Here is a 21571-nt window from a genome sequence, read left to right on the forward strand (position 1 = left end):
AGCATGACATCATTGGTCCGGGTTGAAGATCGGGGGTGCGCCTGGGATGGCCATTGTCATGGCGAAGCGCAGCCCTTCCTCGGGGAAGTTCATCGAGACGTCGGCCTGCAGCTGGGTGGCCAGCACCCGCTGCAGCAGGCGCGAGCCGAAGCCCTGGCGGGTGGGCGTGCTCACCCGCGGTCCGCCATGCTCGGTCCAGGTAAAGTGCAGCACCGGCCGTTCCTCTCCCGGCTCCACCCGCCAGCGCACCTCCACCTGGCCGCCGAAAGTCGACAGTGCTCCGTGCTTGGCCGCATTGGTGGTGAGCTCGTGAATGGCCATGCCGATGGGAACAGCCGCTTCTGAGGGCAACTCCACATGCGGGCCTTCGACGGTGATGCGGTTGCGCGCGCCGTCCTCATAGGGGCCGAGCTCGGTCTGGATCAGGTCCTCCAGGGCTGCCTTCTGCCACAGGTCCTCGGTGAGCAGGTTGTGGGTGCGGGACAGCGACACGATGCGGCCGACGAAGCCCTGGTAGAACTCGTCGATGCTGGAGGCCGTGCGGGCGGTGGAGCCGACGATGGCCTGGACGGTGGCCAGCGTGTTCTTGACCCGGTGGTGCAGCTCCCGGATCAGCAACTGCTGGCGATGCTCCGCCTGTTTGTGCTTGGTGACATCGATATTGACGCCGATAATGCGCTTCGGAGTGCTATCCGGCGCATAGAAGATCACCATTCGGCCCTCGATGTGGCGGAACGAGCCATCCGGCAGCACAATCCGGTACGCGAAGGCCAGTTCCTGATCGCCCCGGGAAACGGCCTCGTGGAAACTCTTCTCAAATGCAGCAACATCCGCCGGGTGAACGCGGGAACTCCAGCCCTCGTAGTTTCCTTCAAAGCTGCCGAGTTCGATTCCGAACATCTGCTCCTGCTCGGGAGTCCAGGTTATAGCCCCGCTGGATACGTCCCAATCGAAGACGCCGATCCGCGCAGCGCGCTGCGCCAGCGCCAGACGCTCCTCGCTTTCGCGCAAGGCCGCTTCCGTCTCCTTCAGGCTATGGATGTCGAGGCTCGTTCCGATCCGGCCTTTGAATTCGCCGTTCCGATCATAGAAGGGGACAACGCGTGCCAGATGCCAATGATAGGTGCCATCGACAGCCCGGTAACGCAGTTCTACGGCTTGCAGATCGCGAGTCTCGCTACGGGCGTCCTCCGCCAATCTCGCTACATCGTCTGGGTGAACGGCAGTCAGCCAGCCATGGCCGAGAGCTTCCTCTAAAGTCAGGCCGGAAAATTCGGTCCACCTGCGCTCGTTGACCCACAACAGCTCCAGTTCCGGCGTTGTGATAAAGGCGAAACCCGGGAGCGCTTCCGTGAACATCTTAATCCGATCTTCCGTCTCGCGGAGATCGTGTTCAGCCCGCACTTTCTCTACCGCAATCCAGGTCCGCTCGGCGATATCCTCAACCAGGGACAAATCTTCCTTCGACCAGGATCGGGGCATGGACGAGGTGACATAGAGAATAGCTGTTATCTGGCCGCCCTTGAGCAGTGGGACAGTGAGAACGGCCCTGGCATTGATGGTGCTGTAGAAGCTTTGGAGCGCGGCATCGCTCGTCCGTGGATCGGTTGCGGTGTCTTCGATGGCAAGGACCTTGCCCTCTTTCGAGTCGTCGATCATGCCATGCAGGAATTCCCGCAGACGGTAGGCACGGCCTTCGTTGCTGATGGCGCCTTTGGTCCACTCTCTCTCGACAAGCACAATGTCGCGATTATCGTCGACTTCGCCGTAGCCGACGCAATCCACCTTCAGGAGCTGGCCGATGCTTTGGGCTGTCGCCTCCATGATGGTAAAAGGATCCTTGGCGTCCCGCAGCTGCTCGTTGAGCTTCAGGAGGTAGTCCTGCCGGCGCTGGGCATCCCTGATCTCTTCCCTGGCTCGCTCCCGCTCCGTAACGTCCTGCGTAACGCCCACGAGACGGACAGGCTTACCATCTTCAAAGATAGGCGTGCCTCTCACGTGGAGGCGGCCGATATAGCCGTCGGGGCGGACGATGCGATGTTCTATGTTGAAGTCAGAGCGCGTTGCCAGCGCATAGGTGACGGCTTGATTGATGCGCTCGACATCGCCTGGATGCTGCAGCCTCTTCAGCTTTTCGAAGGTCAAAGGCTCATCGGCAGGCAGTCCGAGGTGTGCCCTGCAGATCGGATTGGCAGTAATCTCGTTCGTCACGAGATCCCGCTCCCATGATCCCAGCCGGCCGATCTCAAGCGCCAGACGCAGCATGGCGCTGTTTCCGATCGATTGCGTTCCGCTGATGTCTCGGCTCTTTTCCTGTGTCTCCGGGTGCCGCTCGCCTTGCGGCGCCTTGGTTCTTGGATACGGAGGAACGTCGACCCTGTTGATCATGAAAAATGCTCTTGAGCTGCGTCTGCTGCTTTCTAAGCATTTCTGGAGGCTACGTCACCTCATGCCGTAAAGTCATGCTGAGAAGGGGGCAATAACCCAGGGAACAGTAAAATATCGAACAGACGGTTAACTTTCTGAACGATCGGGGTTGAAGATGGTTGGTTGGCCTGGGATGGCCATTGTCATGGCGAAGCGCAGCCCTTCCTCGGGGAAGTTCATCGAGACGTCGGCCTGCAGCTGGGTGGCCAGCACCCGCTGCAGCAGGCGCGAGCCGAAGCCCTGGCGGGTGGGCGTGCTCACCCGCGGTCCGCCATGCTCGGTCCAGGTAAAGTGCAGCACCGGCCGTTCCTCTCCCGGCTCCACCCGCCAGCGCACCTCCACCTGGCCGCCGAAAGTCGACAGTGCTCCGTGCTTGGCCGCATTGGTGGTGAGCTCGTGAATGGCCATGCCGATGGGAACAGCCGCTTCTGAGGGCAACTCCACATGCGGGCCTTCGACGGTGATGCGGTTGCGCGCGCCGTCCTCATAGGGGCCGAGCTCGGTCTGGATCAGGTCCTCCAGGGCTGCCTTCTGCCACAGGTCCTCGGTGAGCAGGTTGTGGGTGCGGGACAGCGACACGATGCGGCCGACGAAGCCCTGGTAGAACTCGTCGATGCTGGAGGCCGTGCGGGCGGTGGAGCCGACGATGGCCTGGACGGTGGCCAGCGTGTTCTTGACCCGGTGGTGCAGCTCCCGGATCAGCAACTGCTGACGTTCCTCAGCTTGCTTGCTTTCGGTGATGTCCTGGATGATGCCGCTGGTGACAAGGGTTCCATCCTCGTTCTGGGTTGTCTGTGCCTGGGTGGCGATCCAGATCTCGGCGCCGTCGTTGAAGCGCCTCATGCGGTACTGGACGCTATAGGGCTGTCCAGTCGCGACGGCTTTTTCCTTGGTCTTGATCATGTGAGGCAGATCGGCCGGATGGATTCTGTCACGGATCTCTTCCGGCCTAACGCTCGATCCGAGGGGTGCTCCGACAATCTCGGCCGCGCGATCGGAATGGCTCACCATGTTCGTGACCGAATCCCAGGTCCAGTCTCCCATCTTGGCCGCCTGAAGAGCGATGCGAAGCTGCTCCTCGCTTTTGCGCAGAGCATCCTCTGTTACCTTGAGATCGTGGATGTCGACGCTGGTGCCGACCCAACCCTTGAACTCCCCGGTTGAGAAGTGGATGGGAGCGCCTTGGATCAGATGCCAACGGTAATGACCCTCATGCGATCTGTATCTGGCTTCTGTCGTATAGGGTGTATGCAGGGTGACGACCGGCACCAGCTCCTCACTCATTCTGGCCATGTCGTCGGGATGAATGGCCCGCGTCCAGCTGTGGCCGAGCGCCTCTTCGCGGGGAAGGCCCGAATAGGTGACCCAACGCTCGTTTGTGTAGAGCAACTCGGTCTTCGGATTGAGAATCCAAACCAGTGCCGGCAGAGACTCCGCGATCAGTCGGAATCGGGCATCGGTTTCCCGCAAATCCCTCTCGGCCCGAGCCTTCTCTACGGCCGTCCACGTCCGCTCGGCGACGTCCTCGACAAGGGACAACTCGTCCCCGAACCAAGCGCGGGGCTGGGATGTGTGCATGTAGAGAACGGCCGTCAGCTTCTGGTTCTTGAGCAGGGGCACTGCCAGAGCCGCGCGGGCATTGATGGTGCTGTAGGCCGCCTGGACCTCGGGATTGTCTGCGCGCGGGTCGCTCCTGATGTCTTCGACGAAGATGGGCCTGCCCTGCTTGAGTTCCGCCATCATTGTGGGAAGGAAATCGTAGAGACGGTAGGCTCGTCCCTCGTTTCCGATGGCCCCCTTCGACCATTCGCGCTCCACCAGGATGACGCCGCGCTCCTCGTCGACCTCGCCATACCCGGCACAATCCACCTTGAGGAATCGCCCAAGGCTTTTGGCTGTCGTCTCCATGATGGCGTCGGGATCCTCGAGGCTGCGCAACTGGTCGTTCAGGGTCAGGAGGAACTCCTGCCGGCGCTGGGCCGAATGCATGTCCTCCTTGGCCTGTTCACGGGCTGTCACATCCTGGATGATCCCCATCAGGCGAACGGGTTCCTCGCCCTCGAAGATTGCGCCTCCGCGGACGAGAACGCGCCCGATGCGACCATCGGGCCGGATCACCCGGTGCTCGACGTTGAAATCGGTTTTCGTCTTGAGCGCGAAGACGATAGCCTGATTCATCCGGTCCATATCGCCAGGATGGATAAGCTTCAGGAATTCCTCGTAGTTCAAGGGAGCATCCAGCGGCAGGCCCAGGGTCGCCTTGAAGGTTGCAGACCCGGTAACCTCTCCGGTCCTGAGATCGCGCTCCCAGGACCCGATCTTGCCGATCTCGAGCGCCATTCGCAATTTGCCGGTGCTCAGGCGCAGGGCATCCTCCGTCTCACGCAGGCGACGTTCCAGATCAGCAAAGCGCTGCCTGTCGCCTTCTCCATAGGAGGCGACATTGGAGGCCGTCCCTGAAGGGCCCCTTTCCGTCATCTGCGCATACTCTCGAAATCCCCGATGTCTCCCGGCTGCCGCAAGCTGCGCAGCAGGATACGCTACAACGAGACATAGGGCTTTGCGTCAGCTCTGAAACCCCCCGATGCACTTTAGCGCGAAGGTATAGGCGAGGGCGACTTCCTCAAGGCGGTCGAAGCGGCCGGCGGCACCTGCGTGCCCGGCCTCCATGTTGAGCTTGAACAGGATCGGGCCACCATCCGTCATGGTTGCCCGGAGCCGTGCCATCCACTTCGCCGGTTCCCAGTAAGTGACGCGCGGGTCGGTGAGACCTGCAAGCGCCAGGATGGCCGGATAGGCCTGGGGCTTCACGTTGTCGTAGGGCGAGTAGGACAGGATGGTGCGGAAGGCGGCTTCGTCCGCAGCCGGATTGCCCCATTCCGGCCATTCGGGCGGGGTGAGGGGAAGCTCGCTGTCGAGCATGGTGTTGAGCACGTCGACGAATGGCACCTCGGCGATGATCCCGGCGAAGAGGTCCGGCGCCAGATTCGCCACCGCGCCCATAAGCATGCCGCCGGCGCTGCCGCCATGGGCGACGATACGGCCGCGGGAGGTGTAGCCGGTCTGGATCAAGGTCTCGCCGCAGGCAACGAAGTCCGTGAAACTGTTGGTCTTCTTCTCGCGCTTGCCGTCCATGTACCAGCGCCAGCCCTTTTCCGTTCCGCCACGGATATGCGCAATGGCATAGACGAAGCCACGGTCGACGAGAGACAGGATCCCCGTGCGGAAAGCCGCCGGCATGGACATGCCGTAGGAGCCATAGCCGTAGAGCAGACAGGGTGCGGATCCGTCGAGGGCGACCTCACGCCGGTGAACGAGGGAGATCGGCACCTGCTCTCCGTCGGGAGCGGTGGCGAACAGGCGGCGGGTCACGTAATCGGCAGGGTTGTGCCCGCTGGGCACCTCCTGCCTTTTGCGCATCGTCCGTTCCCCGGTGCGCAGGTTGTAGTCGATCACCTCACTCGGGGTTGTCATCGACGAGTAGTGATAGCGGATCACGTCCGTGTCGAACTCGTATCCCGCCGAGAAACCCAGCGAATAGGCCTCTTCGTCGAAGGCAACGCTCTCCTCGCGCCCTGTTGCGAACTCCCGCAGCACGATGCGCGGGTTCGCGTTCTCGCGTTCGAGGCGCACGAGATAACGGGCGAGCGCCACGTGCGAGAGGATCATCGTGCCGGAGCGGTAGGGCACCAGATCACGCCAGTTATCGCGCCCCGGGGTCGCGACGGGGGCTGTGACGATCTTGAAATCCTCCGACCCGTCCGCATTGGTCAGGATGATGAGATCGTCCCCGTGGTGCTCCACGTCGTATTTGAGCTGCGGCGTGCGCGGCTCGACGATCCGTGGCGCAGCCGACAGATCGGCACGGTCGAGAAGCCAGATTTCGGAGGTTTCGTGATCGCTTGCCTCGATGAGCACGAAGGCATCCGACTGGGTGGTGCCGAGCTTCACGAAGAAGCCGGGATCCTTCTCCTCGTAGACGACCTGATCCTGATCGGGGCTCGTGCCGAGGCGATGGAGTTTGACCCGGACCGGGCGGTGGTTCTCGTCGAGCTCGACATAGTAAAAGCTTGAGGAATCGTTGAGCCACACGGCGCCGCCGGAGGTCTGAGGCACCTCGTCGGACAGGTCGGTGCCGCTCTCCAGGTCACGGACGCGGATCGTGAAGTATTCCGATCCCTTGATGTCCGCGCCCCATGCAAGAAGCCGGTGATCGGGCGAGTGATCCGCTCCGCCGAGATCGAAGAAGGGGCGGCCCTCGGCCTCCCTGTCTCCATCCAGCATGATGGTCTCAGGTCCCCCATCGCGCGGCTGGCGGCAGACGAGGGGGTGCTGTCCGCCCTCCCGGTATCGGGTGAAATAGGCGTAAGGCCCGTCCGGCTCGGGAACGCTGGAATCGTCTTCCTTGATGCGGGCGCGCATCTCGGCCACGAGGCGGGCCTGGAACTCTTCTGTTCCTGCGAAGGCTGCAGCCGCGTAGGCGTTCTCCTGTTCCAGGCAGGCCCGGATCTCCGGATCGAGAACGGTCGGATCCTTGAGAACCTCCTTCCAGTTCTCCGCCTTGAGCCAGGCGTAGTCGTCCCGAACTTGAGCCCCATGCATCTCGAAGACGTGAGGTCTCGCCGGAATTGACGGCGCAGCAGGCAGAGGTTGAGAGGGGAGGCGTTCGGTTTTCATGAAATCTTCCGGTGAGAAATGTCGGGCAGGATTATGCACAGACAACTCTGATTTCCCACCGGGGGTCCCAAACGGGCAAGACAGGCGCGTGAGTGTTCTATTCAAGTGCCTTATTAGTTACTTCTTCGGCTCCAAAGCATGGAATTCATATGATCGAGAGCCTAACCTATGGACACAGGCATTAAATTTTGATCGAAGGTTTATTGCACAGTGAAAGATGATACGAAGTTTTCCAAAGTTTTCCTTTTGAACATCTTGCATTGAGGCTGAATTTGCCATACTTGGACCGGCGAGCACGATTTCTGTGCAAGTACGGTGCGGTTCTAGGAAGAGGCAAGCATTGCTTCAGACGAGAATGCTCAAAGATAGGTTGAAAAGCTTTTTTGAGCCGTTCCAAAGAGCCGGAAAGGAAGAAAATCAAAATGAGCGACAATATCGCTGCTTCGAACTACATTGAGCTGGCTGCGGATATCGTATCTGCCTATGTCAGCAATAATTCTGTTCCTTCGTCCGACCTTCCGACTCTGATCAGTGAAGTCCATACGGCTCTTGTTCGTGTCGGGGGCGGCACGGTGGAAGTCCCGGTCGAGGCGCCCAAGCCCGCGATCCCGGTGAAGAAGTCCGTGACCCCGGACTACATCATCTGCCTTGAGGACGGAAAGAAGTTCAAGTCGCTGAAGCGCCATCTGCGCACGCAGTACAACATGACTCCCGAGCAGTACCGCGAGAAGTGGGGCCTGCCCGTCGATTACCCGATGGTGGCTCCCAACTACGCGAAGGCCCGCTCCGAGCTTGCCAAGGAAATGGGCCTGGGCCAGCAGCGCCGGAAGCGCCGCTCCTCGCGCAGCGCCAGCTAAGCGACTTTCTTTCGTTGAGATCAGCCGCCCCTGGGCGGCTTTTTTCATTTTAGAGCTTTGCCAAGCCTGGAATTGGTTCTGGCTGCCGCGCCTGGAGCTGCATTATTCGTGGTCTGTTGCGCCGGCCCGCATTGCAACGGCGCCAACAGGGGCGGGCTGCGGCTGGCATAACTCAGGCTATCCGGTGAAGCTGATGCTCGATGCATGACGGGGCTGGGCCGGCGAGAGGTTTCCTCTCGCGTAAGGGGCTGAGGCCCGGATTACAGGAACCCACGCCCGCAGCGTAAAACTGGCGTGATCCATCACTGTAAAAAAGCGGGGGATCATTGCGGCCTTTGTGCGGGCGGCTCCGGCGCTGTCCGAGTTATCCTCAGTCTTATCAACAGTTATGAATCGCGTTGACAACTAGGAATATGCCCCCACTATCGAACGAGGAAGGGGCACCCCTTCCTTAGTTTATTTATGGGAACAAAACATGAACATTGAGGACGGCGATGCGGTTCATCAAAGTATTGCCGCAGCAGACTTTTCAGCATCGGAGAAGGCTGGTTCGAAGAGGCGTAAAGGACGTGCGAGGAACAGAGCGGTTCCGGGTGCTGGACAACCGGCAGGCGATTCCCTGACCCGGGAGGCGAAGTGCCTGCTTGGAGCATTGAGCCAGCCGGAGACCTGGGCGTTCATCGATCCGACGGATCCGTCGAGTGTGCTTATCCACAGGCGCCGGGGTGGCGTCTCAGTCGGCGCAGGGCGCTTTGCGACGGTGTCGGCGGACACCCTCGTGCGCGAGGATCTCGCCTGCTGGCGACAGGCGGCCTCGGGCCGCCGGACTCTGCAGCTGAGCTCGGCCGGCGAAGCCCATCTGCGCCGGATGTCCGCACCCGATGCGGACGTCGCCTTCCTGCATCAGCATCGCGAGACGGAGGCCACGACTGTCGAGACCGCCACGGGTACGACGCGCGTGCGGACCGACACGGAGGAGAGCCCTCTCGACTGGCTGCGCCGGCGCCGAGATCGCAACGGCGAACCGATGATCGACGAGACAGCCTACCAGGCGGGAGAGCGGCTGCGGACCGACATCATGCTCGCAGGCCTCCTGCCGGGCGTAACGGCGCGATGGGACGCGATGCCGAAGACCGGCGGCCCTGCCTCTCCAGGCGAGGCCACGGACCGGATGGTCGCGGCCCGGCAGAGGCTCCGCCATGCCTTCGATGCCATCGGGGGCGATTTCAGCGACCTGCTGCTCGACCTCTGCGGCTTTCTCAAAGGGCTGGAGCAGATCGAGCGGGAGCGGCATTGGCCCGCGCGTTCCGCCAAGGTCGTGGTGCGCCTCGCGCTGGGGCGTCTCGCTGAGCATTACGGCATCGAGTCGGCGGCGCACGGACCGGGGGCCTCGCGGGGCATCAGGGCTTGGCAGGCAGTGGTGATCGAAGGCGGGCGGATCTAGGAGGCAGCCAAAGCCATCTGCGCATCCCGGCGGATGCGCTCGACCATGGATCTGACGCCGTTCGATCGTTGCGGCGTCAGATGCTCGGACAGGCCGAGCTCCTTGAACAGACCCAGCGCGTCCGTGGAGAGCGCCTCGGAGGCCGTCTTGCCGTCGTAGAGGGAGATAAGGAGCGCCACGAGGCCGCGCACGATATGGGCATCGCTGTCGCCGAGCAGATGCAAGACCGGCTGGTCGCCCGAGGATTTCACGTCGGTCTGGAGCCAGACCTGGCTGGCGCAGCCCTGGACCTTGTTGACGTCGCTATGCGCTTCGTCGGGCAGCGGCTCCATCATCCGGCCGAGCTCGATGATGTAGCGGTAACGCTCCTCCCACTCATCGATCAGCTCGAAGTTGGAAACGATTTCGTCGATCGTCGGCAGCATGGAAAACCTGTGATGTCTGCCGTTCATATAGCCATCGGGCCGCCATTTGGCGACGGGTGCGCCGGATTTTACGTGCGGGGCTTCGAGGCTGCCAGCGCGCGATCCTCCGGCTTCAGGGTATCGGCGGGCCTGGAAGCGTCCGCCAAGGGGAAACCCGACGTCGTCATGATCTTGTCGACCACGGCCTGCTTGGCACTGTCGGGAAGGGCCTTCCAGACTGTCTCCAGGTGGCCAGCACCTTCTGTTGCGGGTGGCGGAGTGGGGGCGGCAGGCTCGCTGGCCTTCGGCGTGAAGAACGTCTCGATGGCAGCGGTGCCTTCGCCCTTCTGGCGGACCGGCGAGTAGTAGAAAATCGCGCCGACGATCAGGATGAAACGGAGAATGGACAACATGGGTGGTGACGCTATGGCCTGAAGCGAACAATGATGCAGCACCATACCGGACCCGGCGCGTCCCGCGTAGGCGTGTCGTGGGAAACCTGCAAACAGGATGAACGAAACCTTGCTGCTTTTCCTCGTTGCCAAGTCGTTGTGGTGCAATGGAAAACTGAAGTGCTCTTCGCTGCCCCGCAGCCTACGGATGACGAAATCGATGCCGACCGGAATCTCCTCGGTCAAACGACTGCGGCAATTAGGTTTCGTTTAAGCGCCCTCTGTCAGGCTCCGTCGCCAGAAGGACAGCAGGCGGATCCAGTCGCGGGCTTGTCCTTTGGCTTACGTGGTCCAAAACGACCTCATCCTTTGAGAACGGAACGATCCCTTGCGTGAAGCTTTTGCCGATCAGCCCGATGACGATCTGGACCTTCCCGCCGTGGTGCGGCGCAAGGCGCCGCCGGCCCGGCCGCCGCAGCGGCGCGCCACAAGGCCTCCGCGCAGGCCGGGCATTGCCGAGCTAGCTGCTGCTTTCGTGTTCGGGCACCCGCGGCAGATTCTTGCCGCCCTGCTCCTGACCGGATGCGGAGGAGTGATTGCCTGGAATGCGCTGGCGCTGCAGAGCAGCCGCCATCCCGCACCTCTCTTCAACACACGCGAAATCGTATTTGCGCCAGAGCCATCTCCCGAGGTCGCAACAGATCGGCTCCTGCCTCCGGTGCGCCCTGGGGCTGAGCCTGCCGAGCCGTCGGCGACGGGGCCCAATCCGCATGCCTTCGTTCCGCACGCAGCCACACCTGAAACAAGTGCTGCTGGCGCAACGACGAAGCCTGTGGCGCGCAGCCCGATCTCGGAGATGATCCGCAATGGTGGCCAGCCTGCGCCGACCGCCACACCTCCCGCGCGGGCTCAGCAACCTGCGCCCGCTGCAGGACCGCCGGCTGCGCGCACCGCCGCGCGCGACCCGATCGCCGATATGATCCGCATGGGTGGGCCGGTGCCGGTGCCACCCGGCAATGTGGGCCGGACGGATCCCGGAGACACGATCCTTGCGGGACAGCGCGCGCTTGCGCGGCTCGGCTACAGCGTGAAGGTGGACGGCATGATGGGCTCCGGAACGCGGCAGGCCGTCGAGCGCTTCGAGCAGGAGCGTCGCCTGCCCGTGACAGGCGAGTTCAACGCGCGCACCATGCGTGAGCTGTCCAACGCATCCGGTATCACGGTTCAATAGTGGCGCGCCTTCGCTCCGACTTCTGGGTCTCCGCCTATCTCCGCCGCTGCTCGGTGGAAGGCCTCGACGCTGCCCTGCGCAAGCGCGGGTCCGCCGAGGCTGGAGCGATCTTCGTCAAGGTCGATCATCTCGACGGTACCGCAAGCCTGTACGGCCCCGCGCCGCAGCTCTTCCTCGATGACAGCGGCGTGCGGCTGTTTTCCCCCGTCCTGCAGGGTGCGACGCCCCTCGACGTGGAGGAGCGCATGACCCGCGAGCTGCGCTTCGATCCCGACCTTTGGCTCGTCGAGGTCGACGACCGTCAGGGCCGCCATTTCCTCGATATGGCCGAAGCGGATTAGCTCTTCGCGCTTTCTGCTGAAAGCGCTTTCACACCCAGGATTGCCTCGACGAGCCCAAGGGCGACCGGGCCGCGAACATCCCGCACTTCGCGCACCAGTTCCTTGATCGCCGAGAGCGGATAAGACAGGGCAGGGTGGAGACTGAGAAAGATCCTCGTTGCATCCCTCCTGCTCATGCCCAGCGCTTTCAACGCGAGCGCGAGAAGGCGATGGCGTCCGATTTCGAGCACCCGCCACTCCGTCGATGAGGGGAAGCCGAGGATGGTGGAGAGGAGGGCTTCCAGCCGCTCCACATCGCCCCTGCGGCTGACCGCCAGGATTTCTGCGACATCCTCCTCACTGACGACGCACGACAGCGTGATGCGTCGCTTGGCCAGCATAGCGATCACGTGGTCACGGATCGCGGCGCGTCGCGTGGCGTCAGCCGCGAGATAAAGGGGTGCTTCGTGGCCCGTCGGAAGATCGTCGCGGTCAAGAAGAATGCGGGCGAGAACCGGCTGACAGCGTGCTCTCTGCACGAGAAGCTTGAACGATGCAGTGTCGGGCGCAACGGCTGGATTGGCCGCAAGGGCCTCCGCGACAGCCTCCTCGCCGAGAAGCAGCAGCCGCCGGATGGCTGCAGAGTCGAGATCTGCGCGGGCTGCGAGACGCAGACGTCCTGCAGGCGTCGCGAGCTGCCGGCGGCTTACGGTACCAGGCAGATGCGTAGCGTGCATGAGCACGGCTGCTCCTGCCTCGGGTGAATGCTGAACGAGATAATCGAGAACGGATGCGGGCGCATCGGCACAAGGCGCCAGGGTACGGGCGAGCGACAGGAGAGTGGCGGAATCCGCGCGCGGCAGGGAGCCGAGCATGAGGGCTTCGAAGGTTTCGATGCTCTCCCGGTCGCGGGCGGGTGCGGCGACAAACATCTCCGCGTTCACTTTCAGGAGAGCGGCGCGCATGTCCGGCGTCGCGCTCTCGGAGGATCCGAAACCAGACAGGCCCGACCAGAGATCCGGGTTCGAAGAGGACGCCATACGGGAACTCGCTTCAACGCAACTGCGTGGAGGCTAGGGCGTGCATCTTAGCGCATCTTTAACGGGCGTCCGATGCACGGAATATGGGCGATCAGAAGCGGAACATAAGCGCGGCCGTGAATGTTGTTTTCATGTCAGGCTCGGCATTTTTCAGCATGGCAGAGCCCGGCGGAAACCATCTGTTAACCATAGGTCTCCTTTTGTGAGTCAGTCGTCGAGGCAGCCAGTGGCACCATAGAAGAGGAGGGCAAGATGCAAGACGTCTGGACGAGATCGCCAGGAGTGGTGATCGCATTCCCGGATATTTCGGAGCGGCCGCCGCGTCCGCATCTGTCGGCGAACGAACCCAGGGGCGAGATCCTTCTCTTCACGGGTGTTCGCTACGAGCGACCGGCTCCCAATCCTGGTCCTTCGCGCCCACTGGTATCCAACGGCCGCGACCGTCGCCGTTCCTGATTGATCGGTTTATTCATTGCCGAAGTGGCGCCGTCAGGCGTCGTTTAAAGGCTGGCGACGTCGCGCACCATCAGCGCTGCCTCCGGTCCATAGCTCGCGAGCTTTGCCCCCAGGCCCGGAACGGCGATCACGCGAAAGCCTGCCTTCTCCCAGAACACTTGAGACTTGTTGACGGCGACCAGCGACAGATTGTCGAAGCCCGCCTCACGCGCATGGGCCACCAGTAGGCTCGTGATCTGCGCCGCATAGCCCTTACCCCGCGCCTCGGGCAGCAGGGCGACATCATGGATGTAATAGGTTGCGGCCGGTGATGGGATCTCGCAGAGAGGCCGATTCAGGGGCGGCGGTTCCGCGAAGCGCCACGGATGAGTAAGCGCATAGCCGATGGTGCGTCCGTCCTCGACCAGCATGAAGCAGCCCTGCGGATAGAGGCGCTGCCGCTCGGCCAGGACTTCAGGATCCTCCGGGTGGCTCACATGAATCGCGTCCGCCAGAATTTGAACGTGGCCTAAGTCCTCCGGACTCATCGGTCTCCAGGGCATGCCGCTCAAGCGTCCTGCTCGGCCGTGCAGGAAACTGCCTTCGCCATTTCTTCCGCCTGGGGTCGCAGACTGGGCGCAGGCGCGACGACGCGCACAATCACGAAGCCCTGCAGCTCGGGTGCAACGATCCGTACGTCACGGGAGGGGGCATTCTCGTCCTCGGCGGCCCTGGCCTCGTCGAGCTGGCGTGGGGTCATGGCGACGATTTCGAGCTCGCCGCGCACGGCGGCACGATCCGTCACGGCGAAGAACACGCCGCCCGTCTCCTTATGGAAGGAGAAGGACAGCGGGAGCGAGCCCGCGCGGGTGGCAACCCGCATCGGCCCGTTGCGCAGGTCGAAGGCGCAGGTGGCGACAGCCGCTGCGGGGTCGGGGTTGGGCAGCCATGTGTTCGCCCCGCCTGGAGCGCTGACGATCTGGGCTTTGTCGGCGGTCAGAGTAGCCTGAACCTTGGAGAAGGCGTCCTGATCGGCCAGATAGGGGCTGGTCAGAATGGCCGCGATATGGATCCCGACGGCGATGACGAGGCCGCAGAGGGTGGCAATGAGGAAACGGCCAAATCCCCTCATGCGCCGCACTCCAGCTGCTGGATGACGGGCATGTCGCTCACCTCGAGATTGGCCCCCGCCGCGCCCGGCGGATCGTAGAGGCGCAGTGCAACCGTGAAGGAGCCTCCCGCAGGAAGCTGGAGCCAGTTGCCCGGCTGCACGTTTCGGGACAAGGCGATGGAGAAGCGGTCCTGCGCGTCGCGAAGCACCTCGGCGGACGTGAAGCTGCTGCGTCCGAGTTCAGTGGCTGGCAGGCGCCCACCCTGGTCATACAGGGTAAGGGTCCAAACGCGGGCGATGGGTGCGACCGGGCCGATGCTGTACGAGCAGGCCGAGTCGAGGGGCCTGCCGTCGTTGTCCGTGCTGGCCGTAAATCCCATCCCTTCGCCTGTGGCGAGGGGCACGTCGCTCCGACGCGCGATGATGGCGCGCATATAAGGATCGGCCTCAGGGGCGCCGAGCTTGGGCCAAGCCTGCCATGGACCGAGCTGGAGGCTGCCGAAAGGCGGGGCGCCATTGATGGCCCAATAGGCCGAGCCTAGGCCGAGCCCCAGCGCCAGGAGAAGCGTGTAGACGACCAGAAGGGCCGTGGGGACACGGCGGATGGACACGGACAGGGATGGCCTCGATGGCGCGCGCATCGAGGCGGCCGCAGGGGCGTTCGTCAAGAGAGCCTCACTCTGCATAATCAGGGCATGGCGACTTGGCGAGGGGTATTCACAGCCGCCGAGCTGCGCGGCGCCTCCGGAGCCTTGCCTGTCGTGACGGAGCGGTCGACTGACTGGAACAGGGTGCCGATTCCGCCGAGAACCTCATAGGACTTGCGCGACAGGGTACCGGCCAGGAAAGCCTGCGAGGTCGACTGCGCCTGGTCCGCTGCCGGACGGTTCGCGGAGGCGACGCGGTTGGCGTTGGCCGGGTTTGCACCGGGAATCGGGCGGATCTCCAGGTTCTGGTGAGCGACATTCATCACATCATGCCATGTCATGGCGGGAAGCGTACCACCGGTCATGTCGTTCATCGAGGTGGAATCGTCGTTGCCGTACCAGACGCTGGCCACGAGGTTGCCCGTGTAGCCCACGAACCAGGCGTCCTTGTAGCCGTTCGTAGTGCCGGTCTTGCCGGCGACCGGTATGCCTTCGAGAATGGCGCGCTTGCCGGTGCCTTCCTCGACCACCTTGTTCAGCATGAAGTTCATGTCCTGTACCACACGGGTGTCGAGCACCTGCTTGGGCTGGGTGTCCCGGTCACGACTGAAGATGACCTCGCCGGAGGAGTTGCGTACCTCCCAGGCGGCATAAGGATCGGCGCGCTTGCCGCCATTGGCAAAGACCGCGTAGGACGCCGCCATGTCGATGACGGTCACTTCGGCGGCGCCGATGGGGAGCGAGCTGGAATCCGTGAGCGGATGCGTGAGCCCCATGCGCTTGGCCGTATCAACGATCACGGCGCGACCGGCCTTGGCGTTGCCCTTGCCGATCTCCAGCGACATGCGGACGGGAATCGAATTGATCGAGCGCGCCAGGGCCGATGTCAGGGACATGGAGCCGGAGAAGGAGCGATTGTAGTTCTGCGGGCACCAGTTGCCGAGACAGATCGGCTGGTCGACCACGTTCGAGTTCGGCCGCAGCTTCGGGTTGGTTGTCAGGGCGGCCGCATAGACGAACGGTTTGAAGGACGAGCCCGGCTGGCGCAGGCCGCCGGTGGCGCGGTTGAACTGGCTCTGGCCGTAATCGCGCCCGCCCACGATGGCGCGCACGGCGCCGTCGACATCCATGACCACAACGGCACCCTGACCGGCCTTGTACTGGCGCCCGTGCTGACGAAGCATGTTCTCGATGGTCTGCTCCGCATGGCGCTGAAGGTTCGTGTCGAGAGGCGTCTTCACGATCAGCACGCGCTCATTGCCGAACTTCTTCTGCGAGGCCTGAAGCTTCACCTGCTCGAAAGCCCAGTCGAGATAGAAGTCCGGCGTTGTCTCGCGCTCCCGATTGACCGGGGTGGCGGGATTGCGCCGGGCGATCTGGATCTGGCCCTCGGTGAGGAAGCCGGCCTCGACCATGTTGCGCAGCACCTCGTTGGCGCGGGCGCGGGCGGCCGGCAGGTTGATGTGCGGAGCATATTTGGACGGCGCCTTGAACAGGCCAGCCAGTATGGCGGATTCCGCCAGCGTCAGGTCTTTGGCCGGCTTGCCGAAATAATAATCCGCCGCCGCCACGGCGCCATGAGCGCCGCCGCCCATATAGGCGCGATCGAGATAGAGTTTGAGGATCTCGTCCTTGGTGAGGTGGAATTCGAGCCAGATCGCCAGGAAGGCTTCCTTGATCTTGCGCTCGAGCGAACGCTCGTTCGTCAGGAAGAGGTTTTTCGCCAGCTGCTGGGTGATGGAGGAGCCGCCCTGCACCACGCCGCCGCCCTGGGCATTGACCATGAGGGCGCGCAGGGTGCCGAAGGGGTCAATGCCCCAATGTTCGTAGAACCGCCGGTCTTCCGTGGCGAGCGCCGCCTTGATCAGGTGATCCGGGAAATCCTCAAGCTTGTAGGAATCGTCGAGGTGGAGGCCGCGCCGCCCAACCTCCTGACCGTAGCGGTCGAGGAAGGTGACGGCGAGGTCCTGGGTTTTGAGCCAGTCGTCCTCGGTCTCCTGGAAGGCCGGAAGGGCGAGCGCCAGCATGACCACGGCGCCGGCCGCTCCGAGGGTGGTCGCTTCGCTCGTCAGGTCGAGGAGAACACGGGGAGCGCCACGAAACCTCAGGCCCTTCATCTTCTCCGAATACCATTCCCAGGCGCTTCCGAGACCGCGGCCGCCCTGGAACAGCGCCGAGTTGAGCCAGGCATCGAAGCCGAGCGCGGCACGCTTGATCCGTGTCGTGAAGGGGAGGGGAGGCTGCTGGCTCACGGTGGTCCTTCGGGCGGGTCAGGTGGCCTGACCTCACTCATATTATGATCGTTCGGTTCCCTAGCGGCAACGCTGAAGCGTGGCGAGGCTGATATATATAACGCAGAACCTTGTTTGTAGGTTCACGGAGATTTACCTCTTAAGGGCTAAAAATATGCCGGACGTGCGGTTTAGCACCTTCCTTCAAACCGCCTCAAAGAGACGTCAAAGCGCCCACATGCCAAATGCCGCACCCGTCATCCAGCCTCAGCCGGAGGAGCAACCCTTCTGGCGCGTGAAGTCCCTCGAAGCCATGAACATCGAGGAATGGGAGAGCCTGTGCGACGGCTGCGGCCGCTGCTGCCTCGTCAAGCTGGAGGACGAGGACACGGCCGAGGTGATGTACACCAATGTGGGCTGCACCCTTCTGGACGATCAGACCTGCCGCTGCCGCGATTATCCCAACCGTCAGGCCAAGGTGGCCGATTGCGTGCGCCTGACGCCGCAGGCAGTCCGAAGCCTCTCCTGGCTGCCCCAGACCTGCGCCTACCGTCTGCTGGCGGAGGGACAGGATCTATATTGGTGGCACCCGCTCGTCTCCGGCGACCCGGAGACGGTGCATGCGGCCGGCATCTCCGTCCGCGACCGGGTGGCCGGCCCCGAGGAGAATTTCAGCATCGCCGAACTCCTGGAGCGCATCACCGACTGGCCCATGGAGCATCCCGAGGATTGATGGAATTGCGCGCCTGAGCCGTGTCAGAAGGACCCGCCGGTCCTGAAGCCGCCCCCGCCGAAGGATCCGCCTGTTCCGAAACCACCCGGCTGAGGGAACGGGATGCCGCCCCCGAAGCCCGAATCCCAGGGGCTCGGGCCATGATGAAAGCCGCCGCGCAGCACCTGCCCGAGGATCGCTCCGCCGATCGCCCCGGTAAGCACGCCGCCGAGCACGTTGCCGAGCGCAGCCTCGTTGCCGAAGGTGCCGTAAGGTGTGTCGTAGCCCTGGCTGCGCAGCTCCTCCCATTCCTGTTCGATCATGGCCCGCCGCTGGGCATTCTCCTTGAGCTGGCGGTGGGCATCCACGGCTTGGCGCAGCGCCCGGTTGATCATCACGTCGGTGGCCTGGATGCGGCGCACAATTGCCTCATCCTGGGGCGTCGGGGTGCGCAGCGCTTCCTCGTACAGTTGATTGAGATCCTCGCGCTCGTCCGCTGCGGCGAGCAGCGCCACGGCCTCCCGGTAGGGCGCATCCCCTTCCAGCACCGAGACATCGTGGGTGCGGTCCAGATCGGCGAGCGCTGAGCGGGCCTCGGCAAGCCCCCGCTCGGCGTCATCCACGGCCTCTTTGTCCTGAGCGGCCTTCTCCTCCAGTGGCGGGATACCGGCAGCGACAAGGGCCTGGCGTTCGAGAGCGGTCAGCCGGCTTCGGACCGCCTTGAGATCATCGACGATACGGCGGGCGTGCTCCCGCAGCCTTTCCGGGATCTCGTTGAGCAGGGCGTAGTTGGTCCGCGCCTTGTCGTAGCCGACGACGCGCGCCACGAGGCGGTCCATGTACCGGGTGAGGGGGGTGGCCCGGTACGCGGCCGTGCCGAATTTTCGCTTCCACAGGTACATGAACAGCGGGTCGGCCTCATAGGGGCGGCGTTTCTCGTCCCGGTCGGCTTCCGCCTGCACGGCCTTCTTTTCGGCCTGCTGGGCCTGCCCGGTGATCTCGGTCACCTTGGCACGGGCTGCGATCCATTCGGGATCGGCGCTGACCTTGGCCTCCACATCCCTGCGCAGGGCTTCGACCTGGTCTAAGGACTGCTCCAGGACATCCACAGTGGCCTGCCGCCGGGCCTCCGCCTGTCTCACCTGTTCCTCGGCTTGGTGACGCCGCGCGGTCAGCTGCCGCAAGGCCTCCTGGCGGCTGTTGAGCACGCTTAGCGCCTGCCGTTCGGCAGCATCCAGCTGGCCGACGACCTGATCCTGCCTGATGGTGTCGAGCTTCAGCCGCGCCAGCTCGCGGAACGCTTCCGTGCGCTGGATCCTGAGGCGGCCAACCTCCTCGGTGGCGCGCGTATAGGCGAGCTCGCACTTCGCCTCCTGCTGGCGAGCCTTCTCGATGGTCTGCTCGATCTGTGCGAGTGCCTGACGTCCCGAAATCATCGCCTTACCATTGTGTGATCGCACCATTGAGAACCGGCATCTGATAATCCACGTCGAGCTGGCCCCGGCGCTTCTCGCCGAGGCGGTTGCGCTGCACGATGCCGTCGTCGTTCTTGTCCCGCTGCACCTGCATGGCCGTGGTCTCGCTCACGCGCACGCCCCACTTCGACGCCGTCACGGTCCGCCCATCCTCCTCGCTCGTGACCGGCAGGCTCAGGATCCGTCCGTCGGGGGCGACCGGCTCTACGATCAGGTAATAATTGCGGCCGGCCGGGTTGCGCTCGGGAACGCGCCAGACGCCGCTAGGCTCGCCGGGGCGGGAGACGATACGCAGCACGTATTCGCGCCGCAGCTCCGCGCGCAGGACCTCCAGGTCATTGAGGGCCTGCCGGGCTCCGTCGGCATCGTTGCGGGCAATAGCTGTCTTGCCTTCGGCCAGAAGGCGATCGGCCCTTTCACGCGCCGCCGGCACCTGCGCCTCCCGCAGTACGTCCTCGTGGCCCTGTTCCAGGGCGGTCGGCAATCGCGTGGCCAGCTCGATCCGGTTCCGCTCGGCCTGGGCCTGCTCTTGCGCCACCCGCTGCCGAGCCGGCTCGACCACACCGAAGTGATAGGCGCCCCAGCCGAAGCCTAGCAGTGCCAGCAAGGTCAGCAGGCGCCGCCCGATCCGTCCGCGGTTGACCCAGGTCCGCGCCACGGTGCGGGAGAAGCTGGGGCCGGGCGGCGTATAGACGAAGCGCTGTTCTTTCAGGGCCTGCACGCCCTCCTGCAGGATCCGATCGGAAACCTCGATCCCCTGTCCCCGGTAGATCTCGCGCAGGCGCTGCAGCAGCTGGGCGTCGCGGTCATGCTCGCTCAGCTCGCGGCTGACGAGGTTCTCCTGGTGGCGGAGCGTGTCCACCACGTCCATCGCGAGCATCACCTCGTCGAGGTTTCGGGACGGCTGGTCGGGAGGGCTCGCGGGCGGTGTGGCGACCATCTCAGCCATTGGGCGGCAGCGCCTGTCCTTCCGCCACGAGGCGCGCAATGCGCCGCTTGCCGTCCTCGACCGCGTCGCGGATCTCGGCCGAGTTCTGCGTCGAGAGCCGGCGCATCTCGCCGATGATCTCCTGGGAGCGCTCCTGGAACGTGATCACCGAGTCCACGAGCTTCTTGACCGCATCGGCGCGAATGGTCGGACCGTAGCCGGCTTTCACGGCGGCCTCGCCGACTTGATCGCCAATCTCGGCCAGCACCTCCAGGCTGCGGGAAACGCCCTCCTTCATCTCGTTCAGGGTCTGGGTCGACTCGTGCAGGCCGAACATGCCGGTGAACGAAGCCTTGAGCGCGGTGAACACCGAGTCGTTGGTTGAGAAGAAGGAGACCGCTTGGGCGTAGACGCGCTCCTTGGCGTTCGTCATCTGCATCAGGCGCGCCATGATCACTTCGGAGGTGTTGTAGCCGATCGTCAGGTTGTCGGAGAGGTCCTTGGCGATCTGGTAACGCTTCTCTTCGTCCTGGGTGCGCCGGAGCTGTTCATCTCGGGTGAGCTCGAGCCGGGCGCGCTCGGACACCTCCGTGCCCTTGAAGTTGACGACTGTGTCGGACGCCCGCTGCAGATCCGCCTTGGCGGCTTCGAGCTTCTGCTCGGCGGTTTGCAGCACCTCAAGGGCCATGACCTCGGCATGCTTGAGGGCGCCGCGGAAGTCGCGATAGGCGTCGAGGATGATCTGCTCACGCTGGATCTGGTCCTTGGTCGACCGGGTCACGTCGAGATAGGTTTCCTTGATCTTGTCGAAGCGGTCCGCGACATCGCCCCGGGAGATCTTCATCCAGACATTGTTGATGCGCTCAAAAAAATCGATCTTCTGGTCGTCCAGCTGGTCGACCATCTTCTTGGTATCGTCACGAATGGAGTTGAAGGATTCCGTGATCTCGCGGTAGCGCTCGCCGATTTCCATGGCCTGGGTCTGCTCGCGCACCACCTCGTTGAAAACGCTGGTCTGGCCCAGGGTACGGGCGATGATCACGATGCGGTCCTGATCCAGGTCCGAGATCTTCTCCAGGAGCCCGTTGATCGGCGCATCCATGGCCTGGGGCGGGACGATCCCGAGTTCCCGCAGGGCGGCTGTCGCCTTGTCGAGGTATTGCAGGGGCGTTTTGACGACGATGTCGGACATGGGGTCTCCTCCGAACGAGGGCACGGCCTCTCAGCCGTTCTTGGAAAT

Annotated in this window: 19 protein-coding genes; 6 read left to right on the plus strand and 13 right to left on the minus strand. The window is 63.5% G+C overall.

The features are described 5' to 3' along the window. Positions 1–9: 9 nt before the first annotated feature. The 3 genes from VB618_RS01405 to VB618_RS01415 all read right to left on the minus strand — a co-directional run bounded on the left by VB618_RS01405 (position 10) and on the right by VB618_RS01415 (position 7104). The gene (locus VB618_RS01405; RefSeq protein WP_329794702.1) at positions 10–2388 is read right to left on the minus strand and encodes a PAS domain-containing protein; all 2379 of its coding nucleotides are present in this window, start codon (positions 2386–2388) and stop codon (positions 10–12) included. Positions 2389–2514: 126 nt separating this feature from the next. Further along, positions 2515–4905 (minus strand): PAS domain-containing protein, encoded by a 2391-nt coding sequence (locus VB618_RS01410; protein ID WP_329794703.1) that lies wholly within the window; start codon positions 4903–4905, stop codon positions 2515–2517. Between the two features lie 87 nt (positions 4906–4992). Next, complete coding sequence (locus VB618_RS01415; RefSeq protein ID WP_329794704.1) at positions 4993–7104, minus strand: S9 family peptidase; 2112 nt, start codon at positions 7102–7104, stop codon at positions 4993–4995. Between the two features lie 422 nt (positions 7105–7526). On the opposite strand from VB618_RS01415, the gene VB618_RS01420 reads away from it, so the two are divergent. After that, a complete protein-coding gene (locus tag VB618_RS01420; RefSeq protein ID WP_329794705.1) occupies positions 7527–7961 on the plus strand; it encodes a MucR family transcriptional regulator in 435 nt (144 codons plus the stop codon). Between the two features lie 475 nt (positions 7962–8436). After that, positions 8437–9405 (plus strand): DUF6456 domain-containing protein, encoded by a 969-nt coding sequence (locus VB618_RS01430; protein ID WP_329794706.1) that lies wholly within the window; start codon positions 8437–8439, stop codon positions 9403–9405. Here the strand turns inward: VB618_RS01430 and VB618_RS01435 are convergent. Beyond that, positions 9402–9830, minus strand: coding sequence for a SufE family protein (locus VB618_RS01435; protein WP_329794707.1), 429 nt, complete (start codon positions 9828–9830; stop codon positions 9402–9404). The two genes, VB618_RS01430 and VB618_RS01435, sit on opposite strands and share 4 nt — an antisense overlap. A gap of 68 nt (positions 9831–9898) precedes the next feature. Beyond that, complete coding sequence (locus tag VB618_RS01440; protein WP_329794708.1) at positions 9899–10222, minus strand: hypothetical protein; 324 nt, start codon at positions 10220–10222, stop codon at positions 9899–9901. 367 nt (positions 10223–10589) lie between these two features. On the opposite strand from VB618_RS01440, the gene VB618_RS01445 reads away from it, so the two are divergent. Both VB618_RS01445 and VB618_RS01450 read left to right on the plus strand, forming a co-directional pair. Next, positions 10590–11432 (plus strand): peptidoglycan-binding domain-containing protein, encoded by an 843-nt coding sequence (locus VB618_RS01445; RefSeq protein ID WP_329794709.1) that lies wholly within the window; start codon positions 10590–10592, stop codon positions 11430–11432. Continuing rightward, positions 11432–11773 (plus strand): DUF1491 family protein, encoded by a 342-nt coding sequence (locus tag VB618_RS01450; RefSeq protein ID WP_329794710.1) that lies wholly within the window; start codon positions 11432–11434, stop codon positions 11771–11773. Before VB618_RS01445 ends, VB618_RS01450 begins: the two co-directional genes overlap by 1 nt. Here VB618_RS01450 and VB618_RS01455 read toward each other — a convergent pair. Continuing rightward, the gene (locus VB618_RS01455; RefSeq protein WP_329794712.1) at positions 11770–12792 is read right to left on the minus strand and encodes a hypothetical protein; all 1023 of its coding nucleotides are present in this window, start codon (positions 12790–12792) and stop codon (positions 11770–11772) included. The two genes, VB618_RS01450 and VB618_RS01455, sit on opposite strands and share 4 nt — an antisense overlap. Before the next feature lie 252 nt (positions 12793–13044). Between VB618_RS01455 and VB618_RS01460 the strand changes: the two genes are divergently transcribed. Then, positions 13045–13248, plus strand: a complete 204-nt coding sequence (locus tag VB618_RS01460; RefSeq protein ID WP_329794714.1) for a hypothetical protein — start codon at positions 13045–13047, stop codon at positions 13246–13248. Between the two features lie 44 nt (positions 13249–13292). Here the strand turns inward: VB618_RS01460 and VB618_RS01465 are convergent, their stop codons facing one another. Genes VB618_RS01465 through VB618_RS01480 form a run of 4 tightly spaced genes read right to left on the minus strand, consistent with a single transcriptional unit; the run spans position 13293 to position 17237 of the window. Further along, positions 13293–13775, minus strand: a complete 483-nt coding sequence (locus tag VB618_RS01465) for a GNAT family N-acetyltransferase (RefSeq protein WP_329794715.1) — start codon at positions 13773–13775, stop codon at positions 13293–13295. A gap of 20 nt (positions 13776–13795) precedes the next feature. Next, entirely contained in the window at positions 13796–14359 is a 564-nt protein-coding gene (locus VB618_RS01470; protein WP_329794716.1) for a DUF1254 domain-containing protein, read from the minus strand. Next, entirely contained in the window at positions 14356–15006 is a 651-nt protein-coding gene (locus tag VB618_RS01475) for a DUF1214 domain-containing protein (RefSeq protein ID WP_329794717.1), read from the minus strand. Before VB618_RS01475 ends, VB618_RS01470 begins: the two co-directional genes overlap by 4 nt. Positions 15007–15026: 20 nt before the next feature. Continuing rightward, positions 15027–17237 (minus strand): transglycosylase domain-containing protein, encoded by a 2211-nt coding sequence (locus VB618_RS01480; RefSeq protein WP_329794718.1) that lies wholly within the window; start codon positions 17235–17237, stop codon positions 15027–15029. Positions 17238–17454: 217 nt separating this feature from the next. On the opposite strand from VB618_RS01480, the gene VB618_RS01485 reads away from it, so the two are divergent. Further along, on the plus strand, positions 17455–17949 hold the full coding sequence (locus tag VB618_RS01485) for a YcgN family cysteine cluster protein (RefSeq protein WP_329794719.1): 495 nt from the start codon (positions 17455–17457) through the stop codon (positions 17947–17949). Positions 17950–17972: 23 nt separating this feature from the next. Here VB618_RS01485 and VB618_RS01490 read toward each other — a convergent pair whose 3' ends face one another. The 3 genes from VB618_RS01490 to VB618_RS01500 are packed head-to-tail and all read right to left on the minus strand — an operon-like array spanning position 17973 to position 21523. After that, entirely contained in the window at positions 17973–19364 is a 1392-nt protein-coding gene (locus VB618_RS01490; RefSeq protein ID WP_329794720.1) for a hypothetical protein, read from the minus strand. Positions 19365–19368: 4 nt separating this feature from the next. Continuing rightward, positions 19369–20352 (minus strand): DUF6384 family protein, encoded by a 984-nt coding sequence (locus VB618_RS01495; protein ID WP_329794721.1) that lies wholly within the window; start codon positions 20350–20352, stop codon positions 19369–19371. Further along, complete coding sequence (locus VB618_RS01500) at positions 20345–21523, minus strand: cell surface protein (protein WP_329794722.1); 1179 nt, start codon at positions 21521–21523, stop codon at positions 20345–20347. Before VB618_RS01500 ends, VB618_RS01495 begins: the two co-directional genes overlap by 8 nt. Positions 21524–21571: the final 48 nt, after the last annotated feature.

The organism is Microvirga sp. CF3062, from assembly GCF_036314045.1.
GTDB lineage: Bacteria > Pseudomonadota > Alphaproteobacteria > Rhizobiales > Beijerinckiaceae > Microvirga.

Coding starts and splice junctions, on each gene's coding strand:
- VB618_RS01405 (WP_329794702.1), bottom strand. CDS start 2,388: ATGATCAACAGGGTCGACGTTCCTCCGTATCCAAGAACCAAGGCGCCG.
- VB618_RS01410 (WP_329794703.1), bottom strand. CDS start 4,905: ATGACGGAAAGGGGCCCTTCAGGGACGGCCTCCAATGTCGCCTCCTAT.
- VB618_RS01415 (WP_329794704.1), bottom strand. CDS start 7,104: ATGAAAACCGAACGCCTCCCCTCTCAACCTCTGCCTGCTGCGCCGTCA.
- VB618_RS01420 (WP_329794705.1), top strand. CDS start 7,527: ATGAGCGACAATATCGCTGCTTCGAACTACATTGAGCTGGCTGCGGAT.
- VB618_RS01430 (WP_329794706.1), top strand. CDS start 8,437: ATGAACATTGAGGACGGCGATGCGGTTCATCAAAGTATTGCCGCAGCA.
- VB618_RS01435 (WP_329794707.1), bottom strand. CDS start 9,830: ATGCTGCCGACGATCGACGAAATCGTTTCCAACTTCGAGCTGATCGAT.
- VB618_RS01440 (WP_329794708.1), bottom strand. CDS start 10,222: ATGTTGTCCATTCTCCGTTTCATCCTGATCGTCGGCGCGATTTTCTAC.
- VB618_RS01455 (WP_329794712.1), bottom strand. CDS start 12,792: ATGGCGTCCTCTTCGAACCCGGATCTCTGGTCGGGCCTGTCTGGTTTC.
- VB618_RS01460 (WP_329794714.1), top strand. CDS start 13,045: ATGCAAGACGTCTGGACGAGATCGCCAGGAGTGGTGATCGCATTCCCG.
- VB618_RS01465 (WP_329794715.1), bottom strand. CDS start 13,775: ATGAGTCCGGAGGACTTAGGCCACGTTCAAATTCTGGCGGACGCGATT.
- VB618_RS01470 (WP_329794716.1), bottom strand. CDS start 14,359: ATGAGGGGATTTGGCCGTTTCCTCATTGCCACCCTCTGCGGCCTCGTC.
- VB618_RS01485 (WP_329794719.1), top strand. CDS start 17,455: ATGCCAAATGCCGCACCCGTCATCCAGCCTCAGCCGGAGGAGCAACCC.
- VB618_RS01490 (WP_329794720.1), bottom strand. CDS start 19,364: ATGATTTCGGGACGTCAGGCACTCGCACAGATCGAGCAGACCATCGAG.
- VB618_RS01495 (WP_329794721.1), bottom strand. CDS start 20,352: ATGGCTGAGATGGTCGCCACACCGCCCGCGAGCCCTCCCGACCAGCCG.
- VB618_RS01500 (WP_329794722.1), bottom strand. CDS start 21,523: ATGTCCGACATCGTCGTCAAAACGCCCCTGCAATACCTCGACAAGGCG.